We start from the raw sequence: 16,591 nt of genomic DNA on the forward strand, positions 1-16,591 counted from the left end.
GCATTTCCCGCCAACACTCTTCTATTTGTGAATCCTTTCACAGAATACTCTTCCTGCAGTGCTTAGCCTTAAGAATAGCCTTTCGATTTTTATATTTTGTTATTAACGGTTTGCCTTAATTTACTCACGCATTAAGGAAGAAAATATGCCACAACAAAATTATCTGGATGAGCTCACGCCTGCTTTTACGCCATTATTAGCCATAAAAGAGGCTTCCCGCTGTTTATTATGTCACGATGCCCCCTGTAGCCAGGATTGTCCGGCGCAAACTGACCCGGGAAAATTTATTCGCTCCATTTATTTTCGTAATTTTAAGGGTGCAGCCGAAACTATTCGTGAAAATAATGCACTTGGGGCAGTATGCGCCCGGGTATGCCCAACCGAAAAGTTATGCCAACGCGGGTGTACACGCTCAGGCATTGATAAGCCGATTGATATTGCACGTCTGCAACGCTTTATTACCGACTTTGAGCAGCAGACCGCAATGAAAATTTATCAACCCGCCACAAAAACACGTGGCAAGATCGCCATCATTGGCGCAGGCCCGGCAGGATTACAAGCCAGCGTAACGCTGAGCAATCTGGGCTATGACGTCACTATCTATGAAAAGCAGACCCAACCTGGCGGCTGGTTACGCTATGGCATTCCAGAGTTTCGTCTGCCGCATGCTGTTTTAGATAACGAAATTGCTCGTATCGTTGAAATGGGCGTAACAATCAAATGCAATTGTGAAGTCGGCACTGCCCTTTCCATTGAGCAACTCAAAACAGAATACCGCGCCGTACTGGTTACCGTAGGGATGTCTTACGGTTCAACGTTACCGCTGTTTGAGAAGGCCAATCACGTTGAAATTGCCGTCGATTTTCTGCAACGAGCCCGGCAAACCAGCGGCGATATTACCGTCGCGCAAAGCGCATTGATCATCGGCGGCGGCGATGTCGCGATGGATGTCGCCAGCACGTTGAAACTGCTGGGCTGTCCGTCAGTTACCTGTGTCGCCCGTGAAGAACTGGCCGATTTCCCAGCCAGTGATAAAGAGTTCAGCAGCACACAAGCGTTAGGGGTATCGATTATTGACGGTTTCACGCCTGTGGCGGTTAGCGGAAATCGGGTTACTTTTAAACACGTACGCCTGCCGGGAGAACTGACGCTTGAAGCCGAACATATTATTCTCGCCGTTGGTCAACATGCTCAACTTGAAAATTTCGCCGCGTTAAAGCCACAGCGCAATCTTATCGATACGGATAATTATCAAACCGCCGATCCCGCTTTGTTTGCCGCGGGCGATATTGTAAAAGGCGATAAAACGGTGGTTTACGCCGTGAAAACCGGAAAAGAAGCCGCTCAGGCCATTCATCACTACTTAGAGGGAGCTTGCTCATGTTAACGAAAGATCTTTCTATTACTTTTTGCGGCGTCAAATTCCCCAACCCGTTCTGCCTCTCTTCTTCTCCGGTGGGCAACTGCTATGACATGTGCGCCAAAGCCTATGACACCGGCTGGGGCGGTATTGTTTTTAAAACCATTGGTTTCTTTATTGCAAATGAAGTCTCTCCACGCTTTGACCATCTGACCAAAGAAGATACCGGCTTTGTTGGCTTCAAAAATATGGAGCAAATTGCCGAGCACCCGCTGGAGGAAAATCTGGCCGCTATTCGCCGGCTGAAACAGGACTACCCGGATAACGTGCTGATTGCATCGATCATGGGGGAAAATGAACAGCAGTGGCAGGAGCTGGCACGGCTGGTCGAAGAGGCGGGTGCAGACATGATCGAATGCAACTTCTCTTGCCCGCAAATGACCTCACATGCCATGGGTAGCGATGTTGGGCAAAGCCCTGAGCTGGTCGAAAAATATTGTCGGGCAGTTAAACGCGGCTCTTCCCTGCCGATGCTGGCTAAAATGACACCGAATATCGGTGATATGTGTGAGGTTGCGCTGGCGGCAAAACGCGGTGGCGCCGACGGTATCGCAACCATCAATACGGTTAAATCCATTACCAATATCGATCTGAACCGGAAAATTGGGATGCCGGTCGTCAACGGTAAATCCAGTATTTCCGGCTACTCCGGCAAGGCCGTTAAACCTATCGCCCTGCGATTTATTCAGCAACTGCGCATGCACCCTGAACTGCGCGATTTCCCGATTAGCGGCATCGGGGGTATAGAAAACTGGGAAGATGCCGCCGAGTTTTTACTGTTAGGCGCGGCCACGCTGCAGGTGACCACCGGGATAATGCAGTATGGTTATCGGATTGTGGAGGACATGACCAGCGGGCTGTCACATTACCTCGCCGATCAAGGATTTGACTCACTGGAGGAGATGGTGGGCCTTGCCAATGCCAATATCATCCCCGCTGAAGATCTTGACCGTAGCTACATCGTCTACCCAAACATCCATCTCGATAAATGCGTGGGCTGTGGTCGCTGCTACATTTCCTGTTATGACGGCGGGCATCAGGCGATGGAATGGAATGAGGAAACCCGAACCCCACACTGCGACACGGAAAAATGTGTGGGATGCTTGCTGTGCGGCCACGTTTGCCCGGTCGCCTGTATCGACCTGGGTGAAGTAAAATTTAAACCCGGAGAGAAAGAGCACGCGTTAACATTATAACGCGGACAAAAAAGGCCGGTGCAGATTGCGCTGCACCGGCCTTTTGGCGTTTTATCGTTACTTCTTACGCGCGTACTTCAGGGAGTCCAGCGCCACCGCGAAGATGATGATGCCGCCCTTAATAATGTACTGCCAGTATGGGTTAACGCCGATGTAAGTCAGCCCGTAGTTGATGACGGTAAAGATAATCACACCGGTCACCACGCCGAAGACGGTCCCTACCCCACCGCTAAACGAGACGCCGCCAACCACGCACGCCGCAATCGCATCCAGCTCATACATAAAACCGAGGTTGTTGGTCGCCGAGCCGATACGTCCTGCTTCCAGCAAACCACCGAAGGCATAGAACACACCAGACAACGCATAGATAATCAGCAGGTTCAGCGCGACGTTCACGCCAGACACTTTCGCCGCCTCTGGGTTACCGCCGATAGCAAAAATGTTTTTACCGAAGCGGGTCTTGTTCCACAGCACCCACACAAAGGCCACGGCAATCAGCGCATAGAAGGTGATATAAGAGAGTCGGAAGCTGCCCAGCGCGATAAAGCCCTGCGCAAAGGTAGAGAATCCGCTGTCAAAGCCAGAAATTGGCGATGCGCCGACAAAATCATAGTACAGGGAGTTGATCCCGTAGACGATGATCATCGTACCCAACGTGGTAATAAACGGCGTCACGTTCAGATACGCGATGATGATACCGTTCACCAGACCGATAATCGCGCCGATGACGCAAACAATCAGTACCACCACGATAATCGGCATCGTCGCCATTTCCGGGAATACCTTGTTGGCGTTCTCCATCGATTGCAATAAGGTTGCCGCCACCACTGCCGCCAGACCAACCTGACGCCCTGCCGACAGGTCTGTCCCTTGCGTCACAATCAGTCCGGCAACACCCAATGCGATAATAATACGCACTGAGGATTGCGTCAGAATATTACTCAGGTTGAGTAAACTTAAGAAAGTGGGATCCTGGAAAATAATAATTGCCAGCAAAACCAAAAGAACAACGTATATTCCGCCTTCTTTCAGATAAGTAAGAAAACTTTTCTTATTTAACGCACTCATGAGGAGCCCCTAATCTTAAAGGTGCAAAGACGCAAGACGGAGGATTTCGTTTTGCGTTGTCGTTTTAGTGTCAACAATTCCGGCAACGAGACCATTGCTCATCACCAGAATACGATCGGTAATACCCAGCAGCTCCGGCATTTCAGAGGAAATAATAATAATCCCCTTATCTTTTTTCGCGAGTTCGGCTATCAACTGATAAATTTCAAATTTTGCGCCGACATCGATACCACGTGTAGGTTCATCCAGCATCAGGATTTCTGGCTGCGTTAATAGCCAGCGGCCAATAACCACCTTTTGCTGATTCCCCCCGGAAAGTGAACCAATTTGTGTACGATGGCCCGGCGTTTTCACCCTCATAGAGTCAATCACCCACTGGGTATCGCTCTTCATGCGGGAATTATCCAACAGACCGACTTTATTTTTATAGTTTTGGATATTGGAGATTAACGAGTTAAAACCAATGTCCAGATACGCATAAATACCGGTCGAGCGGCGCTCTTCCGTGACCAGTGCAAAGCCATGGTTGATGGCTTCATTCGCGCTGTGGTTATTAATTTTTTTGCCGTGTAACGTAATCGTACCCGATGATTTCTCACGAATACCAAAAAGCGTTTCAACGATATCAGTGCGTTTTGCGCCTACCAGACCGGCAATCCCGAGGATTTCCCCTTTGTGCAAATCAAACGAGACATCACGAATCGACGGCTGACGCAGCGAGGTCAGGTTACGCACTTGCAGAATCACTTCACCAGGTTTGTTTTCTTTATCAGGAAAACGTTGGTTCAGCGAACGTCCAACCATCATGGCGATGATCTTGTCCATATCCAGCCCTTCCAGCGGCTGGGTTGCGATCCACTGCCCGTCGCGCAGCACGGTAATTTCATCACACAGCTGGAAAATTTCTTCCATTTTGTGAGAAATATAAACAATACCGCATCCACGCTCTTTCAGCTTACGAATGATGGTGAACAGATGATTAACTTCTTTCTCGGTTAACGATGACGTCGGCTCATCCATGATGACGATTTTGGCATCGTAGGAGAAGGCTTTCGCAATTTCGATCATCTGCATTTGTGAAACGGATAATGTACCGACGCGCGCCCGCGGATCGATATCAATATCCAGCTCATCAAATATCGCTTTGGTATCACGGTACATTTTTTCCTGATCGACAAACATACCTTTGGTGGGATAGCGCCCCAACCACATGTTGTCCATCACGGAACGTTGTAATACCAGGTTTAATTCCTGGTGGACCATCGAAATACCATTTTCAAGCGCTTCTTTCGCCGAATGAAAATCGATTTCTTTACCCTGAAATAAAATACTACCGGAATCTTTTTGATAGATGCCGAAAAGACATTTCAATAATGTGGATTTCCCCGCGCCGTTCTCGCCCATTAAGGCGTGAATTGAATGCGGGCGGACCTTTAAATTAACGTTATCAAGAGCCTTAACGCCGGGGAAAGACTTGTTAATGCCGGTCATTTCCAACAAGTATTCGCCTGACGACTGAGTATGTGTGCTGACCATAAATATACCTTGTTGGCCTTGCAAAGCGCGTTATTAAGGGCGCAATGACATTGCGCCCATAGACGGAGATTTATTTATTAGTGAACTCAGCCAGATTATCTTTATCGACACCGACGTACGGAACGCGAACAATTTTGTTGTCAATTTTCCAGTTAGTGCCGTCTGCTGCGCCTTTGCCATCAGCCAGGTTTTTCGCCAAATCGAAGGTCGCTTTCGCCTGGTTGTTGGCATCGTTCAGCACGGTACCGGCCATGGCACCGGATTTCACCAGGGCCAGCGCTTCAGGCAGCGCATCCACGCCAAATACCGGTACGCTGGTTTTGTTGTGCGCTTTCAGCGCTTCAACTGCGCCCATCGCCATCGCATCGTTGTTGGCGATAACCACTTCAATTTTGTTAGCGTTCGGACCGGACATCCACGCATCCATCTTATCTTTCGCCTGAGCGGTATCCCACATCGCGGTATCTAACTGCAGTTGCTCAGTTTTAATGCCCTTGTCGTTCAGCTCTTTGATCACGTAAGTGGTACGTGCTTCAGCATCCGGGTGTCCCGGTTCGCCTTTCAGCAGAACAAACTGGATTTTACCGTCTTTATTCAGATCCCAGTTCGGGTTAGCAGCCCAGTGTTTAGCAATCAAGTCACCCTGAATAATGCCAGACTCTTTAGAGTCAGTACCGACGTAATACGCTTTGTCATAGCTGTCCAGCGCTTTACGAGAAGGTTCTTTGTTGAAGAACACGATCGGCACGTTCTGACCGCGTGCTTTTTCAATTACCGTGCCTGCAGCTGCCGGGTCAACCAGGTTAATCGCCAGTGCTTTAACGCCTTTTGCCAGCAATACGTCGATCTGGTCGTTTTGTTTGGACTGATCGTTCTGCGAGTCATTCATCAGCAACTGTACGTCAGGCGCCGCTTTGGCATCCTTTTCAATAGCCTTACGTACCACAGACATAAAGTTATCGTCGTACTTATAAATCGTCACACCAATGCGGGTATCAGCAGCGTGCGCAGCCGCGCCGAATAACATGCTTGCCATTACAGCAGACAGGGTCAACACCTTCTTATTCATGGTATCTCCGGTTTTATTATGCAGGGTAGTACTTGAGATAAATGCTCGGCAGGCAGAACGTTACTGAAGTGTTACTGAACGCCGAAGCTCACTTTTAAAAATAATTCTTCCGTGCCTGGCAACGCTCCAAAAACTGGCTTTAATTTTTGTTTAAGGCACCAATACCTCGATGAAAGTGATTATTCACCGTTACATAGTAGTTACAGCGCAACAAACAGTGTCATCATAGCTATCGCATTGTTAATATACTGTGAATTTACTCACATATTGAAAGCGGTTACATAGTTCGACTTTATGAGTTAGTGATCGGTGCCGCATTCTGCCGCAATGCCACAGAATGACGACGCACCAGTGTCGGCATAAAGCAATGCGACGCCGCAGGATCTAACGTGCCCGCCGCGCCTTGCAGCGCAAGCTCCGTCGCCATTTTTGCCATTGAGGCGATGGGATAGCGTACGGTTGTCAGTTGCGGATCGGTGTAACGCGCAATGGGAATATCATCAAAGCCAATGATAGAAAGATGTAATGGGATGGCGATGCCGTTGTCTTTTAACGCGGTCAGTGCGCCCGCTGCCATGTTGTCGTTGTAGGCGAAGACCGCCGTCAGTTGCAAATTGCGCCCCAGCAGCTCCACCATGGCAGACTCTCCTCCCTGCATATCGGGCGAACCGGTACCGATCCAGCTTTCCGCCGCATCAATTCCTTGTTCTTTCAGGGCCGATAACCACCCTTCTTTGCGCATCGCATCATCTTCAATACGGTGGCTTGATGCCAGGTAACCAATGCGTTGATGACCATTATTCAGCAGCATGCGGGTCGCCATTTTGGCGCCGCTGATATTATCCAGGCAGACGCAACGGTGGGCGTAACCCGGAACAAGGCGATTGATCAGCACCATGCCAGGGATCTGATCCATAAACTCTGCCAGTTCCCGATCGCTGAGCGCTTTAGAGTGAACAATCAGAGCGTTACAGCGTTGGCGAATCAAAACCTCGATAGCATGACGTTCTTTTTCAGCCTCATGATAGCTATTGCCAATCAGGACATATTTCTGATGCTGCTGGGCAACCATATCGACAGCTTTAACCAGCGCGCCAAAAAACGCATCTGACACATCCATCACCACCACACCAATGGTGTCACTTACCTGTGTCGCCAGCGCCTGCGCATTGGCGTTAGGTCGATAGCCTAACTGAGTGACTGCTTTCATCACCGCTTCACGCGTGTCGGGACTCACCAGCGCACTGTTGTTCAGTACGCGGGAAACGGTCGCTACAGATACGCCAGACTGTCGTGCCACATCACGGATGGTTACCATATTCACTGCCCTGTTTTAGATTGCGGTTAGCCACAGACACCCCAGGCTGGGTATTTTGTCAGCACAATGAAACGGACTGCGTGAGTGATGTCACAGGAATGAAAGCGCTTACATCCATTTTGTTAATGAATGTGATCCAGATCGTTATCTGGATGTACGTGGTAATGATGTCCCTGAAGCACGCAGGGTTAATTGACGCCACAGCCACTCTACCGGGCCCTGCCGGTAAAAACGCAGCCAAATGACGGAGAACAGAAGATTAACGGCCCAGACAGGAATGACGAAACAGAGCAGCTCCAGCCGATCGAATTTCATAAACAAGCCGAATTGATAAAACAGCGTGGTGCAAATTAAGGTTTGCAACAGATAGTTAGTTAACGCCATACGTCCCACGCAGGCGATGGCAATCACCCACTTTAAGCGGCTCAACTGCGGCCAGAAGCCAAACATCAGGGCGGCGTAGCCGATAGTCTGCAACGGCGCGCCCAGCTCGCGCGGAGCTTGTAACAGGAAAGCACACCAGCGGTAGGCCCACTCCAAATGCCACTGAATGATAATAGCAGGCAGGTTAATCGCCATGCCAATAATGACCAACAGTACGCCGGTACGTCGATAATGCTGCAGACTGTACTGCCCTTTCAGCCAGCCGCTGCGCATTAATGCTGCGCCAAGCAGCATCATCCCAGCCAGTTGCCAGCCGTACTGCGCGCCCAGTGCCAGCAAGCTATTGGACATCATATCCACGCGATTGCTGACCGCTTCCAGACCGCCATTCACTTTCCAGTATTTTTCATACAGCAAAGCTGAGGCATCCGGCGTCCAGGCCCGACTGGTTTCCCCGCCGGAGATAACGCCCAGCAGCAACAGTACGCCAATCCCCACCAGATAAAGCAGGACGCCGGTGTTAAACAGGCTTTTTACCGAAGGGGCATCGCGAATCAACCGCCAGCAAATCAGACCAATTAAGCCATAAGCCAACAGGATATCGCCGTCCCAGAAGAGTAAACCGTGAATAAAACCCAACAGCACCAGTAGCGTAAGCCGCGACTGGATCCAGCGTTTGCCGCGCGGGAGCAGCATTTGCAGCCCTGCCCCAAACAGCAATGCAAACAGCGTGAGAAACTTGACCTGTGCGAAGAGATCAAGCACCGCCCAGCTCCAGGCGTCGGATAAGGTGATATTGCCATACCAGGCGGGATTGAGATATGCCGCCTTTGGCAGGCCAAAGGCGTTAATATTGAGAAGCAGGATGCCAAGAATGGCGACGCCACGAATAAAATCCAGCGTGACATTACGCTCCATGGCCCCTGCCCTAATCAGTTGTGATGACGTACTGCGCGCAGGAATTCCTGACGCGTGTTCTGGCTGGACTTAAACAATCCGCCCAGAGAAGTGGTGGTGGTCGCGCTGGTCGCATCGCGAATACCGCGCGCTTTCACGCAGTAATGCACCGCATCAATCGACACCGCAACATTATTCGTCCCAAGCAGCGTTTGCAGCGCGGTGAGAATTTGCTGGGTCAGACGTTCCTGCACCTGCGGACGCTGCGCAAAGAACTGCACAATGCGGTTGATCTTCGACAGGCCAATGACTGAATCTTTCGGGATATACGCCACCGTCGCTTTACCATCGATAGTGACAAAGTGATGCTCGCAGGTGCTGGTCAGCGTGATATCGCGGACCGTAACCATCTCGTCCACCTTCATTTTGTTTTCAATGACGGTGATTTTCGGGAAGTTGGCGTAATCGAGACCGGAGAAAATCTCATCGACATACATTTTCGCAATGCGATGCGGAGTTTCCATCAAACTGTCATCGCTCAAATCGAGATTGAGCAATTGCATAATCTCGGTCATATGGCCTGAGATAAGACGTTTGCGCGTTTCGTTATCCATCTCCTGCACGGGCGGGCGTAGTGGTGTTTCGAGACCACGCGCGACCAGCGCTTCATGAACCAAAGCCGCTTCTTTACTGAGTGATGACATTTCTTTTTCTCCTGCAGGTGTGGCGCCTCTGCCCTGCATGGGGCAAAGTTTTTAGGCTGTGTCACAGCCAGAACATTGTGCGTGAGGCGGCGCACATAATCCAGTATTCACCGCGATAATTATTGAAATTGGCACAGCCTTTCAGCGTATCAAATTCACGTAGCGTTCAGCCCGGCGATGTTGAGTGTTAATGTAAAGTTATATAGATGATGAAGTATGTTTGCCCAATGCGGAAGTGAAAGTTACTCACAGTGCAATGAATAATCTGTATTATGATGAATTCGCAAACATATTCAGGTTCAACACAACAAGGAGCCACGCATGGAAATGCTTGAAGAGCACCGCTGTTTTGAAGGCTGGCAGCAACGCTGGCGTCACGACTCCGCCACGTTAAATTGCGCTATGACTTTCAGCATCTTTCTTCCCCCGCCTCGTGAGAATACCCCGCCTCCGGTGCTGTACTGGTTGTCGGGCCTGACCTGCAATGACGAAAACTTCACCACCAAAGCGGGCGCGCAACGTGTGGCGGCTGAGCTGGGTATTGTGCTGGTGATGCCGGATACCAGTCCACGCGGCGATCAAGTAGCCAACGATGATGGCTACGATTTAGGCCAGGGGGCTGGGTTTTACCTCAATGCCACCCAGCAGCCGTGGGCAAGCCATTTTCGCATGTATGACTATCTGCGTGATGAGCTTCCGGCACTGATCCAGTCGCAGTTTAACGTCAGCGATCGTTGCGCCATCAGCGGACATTCCATGGGTGGTCACGGGGCGTTGATTATGGCGCTGAAAAATCCGGGGAAATACACCAGTATCTCCGCTTTTGCCCCCATCGTTAACCCTTGCCGCGTTCCGTGGGGCGAGAAGGCTTTTAGCGCTTATCTGGGTGAAGATAAATCGCTGTGGGCCGAATGGGATAGCTGCGCGTTAATGTTGGCCAGCAGGCCCGAAGATGCGATTCCGACGCTTATCGATCAAGGGGACAACGATCAGTTTCTTGCCGATCAGTTGCAGCCCGCGGTACTGGCCGAAACGGCACGTCAGACCGCATGGCCGATGACGTTACGCATCCAGCCGGGTTACGATCACAGCTATTACTTTATTGCGTCGTTTATTGAGGATCACCTGCGCTTCCATGCGCAATATTTACTGAAGTAACGCCTGAGTGAGGGCGAAAGCCCTCTTCATTTAGCCATCATCCCTTCACTTTTTCTCCATTTTTCTTTTTCACTTATCTTATTGATTTAATAGTAATTTTCCCTCAAACCACATCAAACACAAATGATTTCTATTATCATTTGTGTTTACAAAAATTCATACTTTTGTACAATCCATTCGCTTCTTTACTGAAAAGAGTCCTTAAAAGACAAATACATACAATTGTCATGGCCTTTCACATGACGCGCAGTTTGATTCATTTAAATGGAATGATACAAATGACTATACCTCACGTTAAGGCTGTAGCTGCCGCAGTATGCGTCGCCAGTCTCCCATCACTCGGCCATGCCGCTGAACAGGACACCGTCGTCGTCACCGCTACCGGCTTCGAGCAGAAAATTCAGGACGCCCCCGCGTCGATATCTGTTATTACCAAGCAGCAAATTGAAGACAAAGCCTATCGCGATGTCACCGATGCGCTAAAAGATGTCCCTGGCGTCGTCGTCACCGGTGGCGGCAGCAGCAGCGATATCAGTATTCGCGGTATGGCTTCGCAATACACGTTGTTCCTGGTCAACGGCAAACGCATCAGCACACGCAGCACACGACCTAACAGCGATAACTCAGGGATTGAACAAGGCTGGTTACCGCCGCTGGAATCCATCGAGCGCATCGAAGTTATCCGTGGACCAATGTCATCGCTTTACGGCTCTGATGCGATGGGTGGCGTTATCAACGTCATCACCAAAAAAGTGTCGAATACCAAAGCCTGGACCGGCTCCTTACATGGCGATGCCACTTTCCAGGAAGACAGGGATTCCGGTGATATTTACCAGACGAATGCCTATGCGTCCGGGCCGCTGATTGACGGGTTACTCGGTGCGAAGGTGACCGGATTATTCTCTCATCGTGCCGAAGATGAAATCCTTAATGGCTACAATGAACAGCGTATGCGTAACGGGGGTTTAACCCTCAACTTCACGCCGGATGATAAAAACGACATCGACTTCGATTACGCACGTGAACTGCAGGATCGTGATAGTACGCCGGGCAAATCCAGGGCTGAAGAAATCTGCCGCAACGGAAGCTGTAAGCCCAACAGTAAAAGCGAAAGCAAGTATGTGCACACCACATATTCACTCACCCATAGCGGCTATTACGACGACTTCAACTCCACCAGCTATGTCCAGCAGGAAGAGACTGACAACCCTGGTCGCCAGATGAAGTCCTACAACACCATCTTTAACAATCAGAACCAGATTTTCCTCGGGGCGCACACCCTGACAGTGGGTGGACAGTACCGTTATGAGAAACTGCGCGATAACGGCAACCAGTTGCAAGCTGCCGATGGGCTGAACAAACTGACCCGCTGGAGCTGGGCGCTGTTTGCTGAAGATGAATGGGCTATTACCGATACCTTCGCGCTGACCGGCGGTCTGCGTATGGATAAAGATGAAAACTACGGCGACAACTGGACACCACGCGGTTACGGCGTCTGGCATCTGAGCGATCAATGGACCTTGAAAGGTGGCGTATCTGCGGGCTATCGCGCACCGGATCTGCGTCAGTCTTCTGCCAGTTGGGGGCAGGTCACCGGCGGCGGTCGTCTGAACGGGATCATCGTCGGCAACCCGGATCTGAAGCCAGAGAAAAGCCTGAGCGAAGAGATCGGGTTATTGTGGGATAACGGCAACGACCTCAACGCGGGCGTGACGCTGTTCAATACCGACTTCAAAAACAAAATTACCGAAGTGCGTCGCTGTAACAGCAGTTCCGACCCGGCCTGCACCATTGGTGGCACCCATTATGATTTCGTCAGCGATCGTGTGAACGTCGATAAAGCCAATATGCGCGGCGTAGAATCCACCTTCGGCTGGAAAATCACCTCCGACGTCAACTGGACGGCGAACTACACCTATACGGAATCTGAGCAGAAAAGCGGTCAGTTCTCCGGTCAGCCATTAAACAAAATGCCGAAGCATATGTTTAACACCACGCTGGACTGGCAGGCAACGCAGGATCTCGGTTTCTGGAGCCGTCTGAATCTGCGCGGGAAAACGTCTGAGTACCTGAGCCGTACCTCCATGGCACAGGGTACGCCATCGTATACGCAGGTCGATGTTGGTTTACGCTACTATGCTACCAAGGATCTGCTGATGACCGCCGGCGTGTATAACGTGCTGGATAAGCAAATCGATTATGACACCTACGACACCGTTCTCGATGGCCGTCGTTACACGGTTGGCCTGACTTACAGCTTCTAAGTCTGGCGCAATAAAAAACCCCCGGCAAGGTGAATGCCTAATGCCTGTTAGTTAAGCATGTATGGAGAACATTTTATTCCGCTACGGGGTTCCGTTCACCTCAGCGGTATCACTTCTCTGAATCACAGATACCCGTGAACGTGCAAGGGAGGCTCACCGCCGCCTCCCTTGCATCCCAGGCTCCCGGCGGGAAAATCGTCGCTGCGCGATTCATTCGTCTTATGCCGTCTGCCTGTCGGGTCGGGGCCGAGCCTGCGTCCCTGCAGGCCATCCCCTCTGCCCGCATCCCTGCGGGCAGACCCGGTCAGCCGTCAACGACTCATCGATTTTCAGCCGGACCGGAGTCATCGCTTCAACGCTCTGACTTCCAGTTAAATCTGTTTTGCTGTTCAGACCAAAAAACGCAGATGGTGAAGTGTGGGCTGGTCCGGCTGAAAATTGCCGACGTGTTTCCGTAAGGCCGGGAGAGCCAGCATGGATGCTGGCTCAGGGCGCGCTTTGCAAGGACGCTACCTCGCGCCCGGCCCGGTAGCCTGAAGGAATAAGCGGAGGGTATTGCGCAGCAACAATTTTCCTGCCGGGAGCCGGGATTGTTAAGGGTGCGGCGATAGCACCCTTAACACGTTCACTGGCGTTCAGTGTACAGAGAAGCGATGAACATGAGGTGAACGGAACCCTTTCTCAGAGAGAGCATGTTCATTATCCCGCCAACACATGTTGATGCTTTCTGAAACTGAGATGTTAACTGAACATGGTGAGTGGCGGGGGGGGGGGGGGTTATTGTCTGCCGGATGGCAGCATGGAGGGCTTACCCGACCTACACTATCTTACGTAGGTCGGATCAGCACGGTGCCAGCAGGTACAAGATTACTTCTTCACGCGTCCAGGGAATTTCATTTCGCTATAGCGAACGAAATGAGTGCCTTTCGTCAGCTTGTAACCAAACCAGATAATCAGGAACAGTGGAATACCGATATAGGTTGCCATCACGCCGCCCCAGTCAATACTGTCCTTCAGGAACGCTTCGTAGTTCTGACCCAGAGTGATGATCAGGCACAGCACAAAGGCAAAGATCGGCCCCAGCGGGAAGAAGCCAGAACGATACGGCAGATCCTGCACATCATGCCCCTGCAGCACATAACCACGACGGAAACGATAATGGCTGATAGCAATCCCTAACCAGGCGATAAAGCCCGTCATCCCGGAAGTATTCAGCAGCCACAGGTATACGGTCTGGTTGCCAAACATTGAGGTCAGGAAGCACAGCCCCGCCACCACCGTAGTTGCATACAGTGCGTTACGCGGCACACCGCCACGAGACAGTTTGGCGAAGATACGCGGCGCTTTACCGTCGCAGGCCAGGGTGTAAAGCATACGCGTTGAGGCATACATCCCGGAGTTACCCGCAGACAGTACCGCCGTCAGGATAACCGCGTTCATTACCGCTGCCGCAGACAGCAGACCCGCATGCTGGAATACCAGCGTGAACGGGCTAACGCTGATGTCTTTCACATCGTTACGCAGCAGGCTTGGATCGGTGTACGGGATAATCAGGCTAATAATCAAAATCGCGAACACATAGAACAGCAGGATTCGCCAGAACACCTGACGCACCGCGCGTGGAATATTCTTCTCAGGATCTTCCGATTCACCTGCCGCGATACCAATAAGCTCAGTTCCCTGGAAGGAGAAGCCGACAATCATCGCCACGCCAATCATAGCGGCAAAACCACCGGCAAACGGCGCATCACCGGTCGTCCAGTTGCTCCAGCCCACCGGCTGAGCGCCTTTGAAGATACCGAAGATCATCATTACGCCAACCACGATAAAGATAATCACGGTGGTCACTTTGATCAGTGAGAACCAGTACTCCGCTTCGCCAAACCCGCGCACGGAAATGTAGTTCAGCAGGAAGATAACGCCGAGGAACAGCGCACTCCAGATCCAGCCTGGCGTGTCCGGGAACCACCAGCTCATTACCAACTGTGCGGCTACCAGGTCAACGGCAATTGTCACCGCCCAGTTGTACCAGTAGTTCCAGCCCAGCGCGAAGCCGAAGCCTTCTTCTACATAGTTCTGACCGTAGGTGGAGAACGAACCGGAAACCGGCATGAAGGCTGCCAGTTCACCGAGACTGGTCATCAGGAAGTACACCATCAGACCAATCAGAATATACGAGAACAACGCGCCGCCAGGACCCGCCGCAGAAATAGTTGCACCAGATGCAACAAAAAGACCTGTACCGATGGAGCCTCCGATGGCAATCATCGTCAGGTGACGCGCCTTCAGTTCACGACGTAGCGTGGGCGCTTCTGTGGTTTTAGTTTCGGAAACCATGTGAAAATGCTATCCATCCAAAAAATGAGGCGCGATTGTAGCAGACGAAAGGGCTTTCTTCCGGCACAAATGCGCTGTTATAAGAGACCTTCATGACTGGCCGCGGATTATAAGTAAAGCAGAAAATGGGCGGAGCATGGCGGTTAAGACGAAACCGCCGTTATGCATAGAGGTGATATTACGCCAGTGAGTGCCTTATTCGCCCTGCGCAACCTGATCGCTGTAATGTAAAAAGCGCGTAATGGCATTAGAGAGATGCTTTTGTCGATGATGAACGCGCCAGAGCGTGCGAACTAAACGCGGCAGCGGCACAGGGACTTCACTCAGCGTACCCGCCTGTAACTGTTCTGCAATGACCCGACGCGACAAACAGCTGATACCGAGCCCATGGCGGACCGCATGCTTAATGGCCTCGGAGTTACCCAACTCCATCGCCATCTGGAATCTCGGCAGATGCGATAACAACAGATAATCTACCAGTTCACGCGTACCGGAGCCTCGCTCACGTAAAATCCACGGCGAAGCAGCCAGTTGATCCAGCGTCACGGGACCTTTTGTCAGCGGCGAAGATGGGGCGGCAAACACCACCAGTTCGTCCTCCAGCCATGGTTCAGAGATAATTTCTGTGCTGTGACAAGGTCCTTCGATCAGCCCAATATCTACCCGAAAATCCAGAACAGCGTTGATCACATCCTGGCTGTTACCCACGCTTAGCTCCAGCGGTAAATCGGGAAAATCCTGGCGATAGCGGGCGATCATGGCGGGCAAAATGTAATTGCCAATGGTGCTGCTGGCATAGACGCGAATCGCGCCATTATCCTCACGAAAAAGCTGTTCGATTTCTATCGTTTGCTCAAGTAACGCCAGCGCGCGCGGGTAGAGCAAGCGCCCGTGCTCATTGACCACCAGCCGCTTGCCAACGCGGTCGAAGAGCTGTACGCCAAGCTGCCCTTCCAGATCGGTAAGCGCCGCACTCACCGCCGACTGCGACAATGCAAGCATGACAGATGCCTGAGTCGTCGAGCCGCTTTTCAGTACCTCAGCAAACACTTCAAGTTGTCGCAGGGTGATATGCATAGTCGTTTTCCACCGGATATCCGTTACTTATACCCTAAATAATTCGAGTTGCAGGAAGGCGGCAAGAGAGAGCATCCCCGGGAGCGTACTTAAGTACGTGACTGGGGTGAACGAGCGCAGCCAACGCGCATGCAACTTGAAGTATGACGGGTATACCACTTAT

Annotated in this window: 12 protein-coding genes; 4 read left to right on the top strand and 8 right to left on the bottom strand. The window is 51.2% G+C overall.

Features of this window, described 5'->3' with window-relative positions; translation table 11 throughout:
* Positions 1-145: 145 nt before the first annotated feature.
* Together OOJ59_RS06255 and preA are read left to right on the top strand one after the other, a co-directional pair.
* Positions 146-1,387 (top strand): NAD(P)-dependent oxidoreductase, encoded by a 1,242-nt coding sequence (locus tag OOJ59_RS06255; protein WP_160956143.1) that lies wholly within the window; start codon positions 146-148, stop codon positions 1,385-1,387.
* The gene (gene preA, locus OOJ59_RS06260; RefSeq protein WP_038641987.1) at positions 1,381-2,616 is read left to right on the top strand and encodes an NAD-dependent dihydropyrimidine dehydrogenase subunit PreA; all 1,236 of its coding nucleotides are present in this window, start codon (positions 1,381-1,383) and stop codon (positions 2,614-2,616) included. Before OOJ59_RS06255 ends, preA begins: the two co-directional genes overlap by 7 nt.
* Positions 2,617-2,673: 57 nt before the next feature.
* Here the strand turns inward: preA and mglC are convergent, their stop codons facing one another.
* The 6 genes from mglC to folE all read right to left on the bottom strand — a co-directional run bounded on the left by mglC (position 2,674) and on the right by folE (position 9,592).
* Positions 2,674-3,684, bottom strand: coding sequence for a galactose/methyl galactoside ABC transporter permease MglC (gene mglC, locus OOJ59_RS06265; RefSeq protein ID WP_003027393.1), 1,011 nt, complete (start codon positions 3,682-3,684; stop codon positions 2,674-2,676).
* A gap of 15 nt (positions 3,685-3,699) precedes the next feature.
* Positions 3,700-5,220 carry a galactose/methyl galactoside ABC transporter ATP-binding protein MglA gene (gene mglA / locus OOJ59_RS06270; protein ID WP_005129207.1) on the bottom strand — a complete coding sequence of 507 codons (1,521 nt, stop codon included), beginning with the start codon at positions 5,218-5,220 and terminating at the stop codon, positions 3,700-3,702.
* Positions 5,221-5,290: 70 nt separating this feature from the next.
* Positions 5,291-6,289 carry a galactose/glucose ABC transporter substrate-binding protein MglB gene (gene mglB, locus OOJ59_RS06275; protein WP_006683804.1) on the bottom strand — a complete coding sequence of 333 codons (999 nt, stop codon included), beginning with the start codon at positions 6,287-6,289 and terminating at the stop codon, positions 5,291-5,293.
* Between the two features lie 292 nt (positions 6,290-6,581).
* Entirely contained in the window at positions 6,582-7,607 is a 1,026-nt protein-coding gene (galS, locus tag OOJ59_RS06280; protein ID WP_038641992.1) for an HTH-type transcriptional regulator GalS, read from the bottom strand.
* A 144-nt stretch (positions 7,608-7,751) separates the two neighbouring features.
* Positions 7,752-8,909: a DUF418 domain-containing protein YeiB gene (gene yeiB, locus OOJ59_RS06285; RefSeq protein ID WP_038641994.1), complete on the bottom strand. Its 1,158-nt coding sequence runs from the start codon at positions 8,907-8,909 to the stop codon at positions 7,752-7,754.
* 14 nt (positions 8,910-8,923) lie between these two features.
* Positions 8,924-9,592 carry a GTP cyclohydrolase I FolE gene (folE, locus tag OOJ59_RS06290; RefSeq protein ID WP_003027410.1) on the bottom strand — a complete coding sequence of 223 codons (669 nt, stop codon included), beginning with the start codon at positions 9,590-9,592 and terminating at the stop codon, positions 8,924-8,926.
* A gap of 321 nt (positions 9,593-9,913) precedes the next feature.
* Here folE and fghA point away from each other — a divergent pair, with 321 nt between their 5' ends.
* Together fghA and OOJ59_RS06300 are read left to right on the top strand one after the other, a co-directional pair.
* The gene (fghA, locus tag OOJ59_RS06295) at positions 9,914-10,750 is read left to right on the top strand and encodes an S-formylglutathione hydrolase (RefSeq protein WP_085047873.1); all 837 of its coding nucleotides are present in this window, start codon (positions 9,914-9,916) and stop codon (positions 10,748-10,750) included.
* A 278-nt stretch (positions 10,751-11,028) separates the two neighbouring features.
* On the top strand, positions 11,029-13,014 hold the full coding sequence (locus OOJ59_RS06300; RefSeq protein ID WP_085047872.1) for a ligand-gated channel protein: 1,986 nt from the start codon (positions 11,029-11,031) through the stop codon (positions 13,012-13,014).
* Positions 13,015-13,881: 867 nt separating this feature from the next.
* Here OOJ59_RS06300 and lysP read toward each other — a convergent pair.
* Positions 13,882-15,351 (bottom strand): lysine-specific permease, encoded by a 1,470-nt coding sequence (gene lysP, locus OOJ59_RS06305; protein ID WP_038642000.1) that lies wholly within the window; start codon positions 15,349-15,351, stop codon positions 13,882-13,884.
* 195 nt (positions 15,352-15,546) lie between these two features.
* Positions 15,547-16,428 (bottom strand): DNA-binding transcriptional regulator YeiE, encoded by an 882-nt coding sequence (gene yieE / locus OOJ59_RS06310; RefSeq protein WP_069323445.1) that lies wholly within the window; start codon positions 16,426-16,428, stop codon positions 15,547-15,549.
* Between the last annotated feature and the right edge of the window lie 163 nt (positions 16,429-16,591).

The sequence above is a fragment of the Citrobacter sp. W9 genome (assembly GCF_026719375.1).
GTDB classification, from domain to species: Bacteria; Pseudomonadota; Gammaproteobacteria; order Enterobacterales; family Enterobacteriaceae; genus Citrobacter; species Citrobacter werkmanii.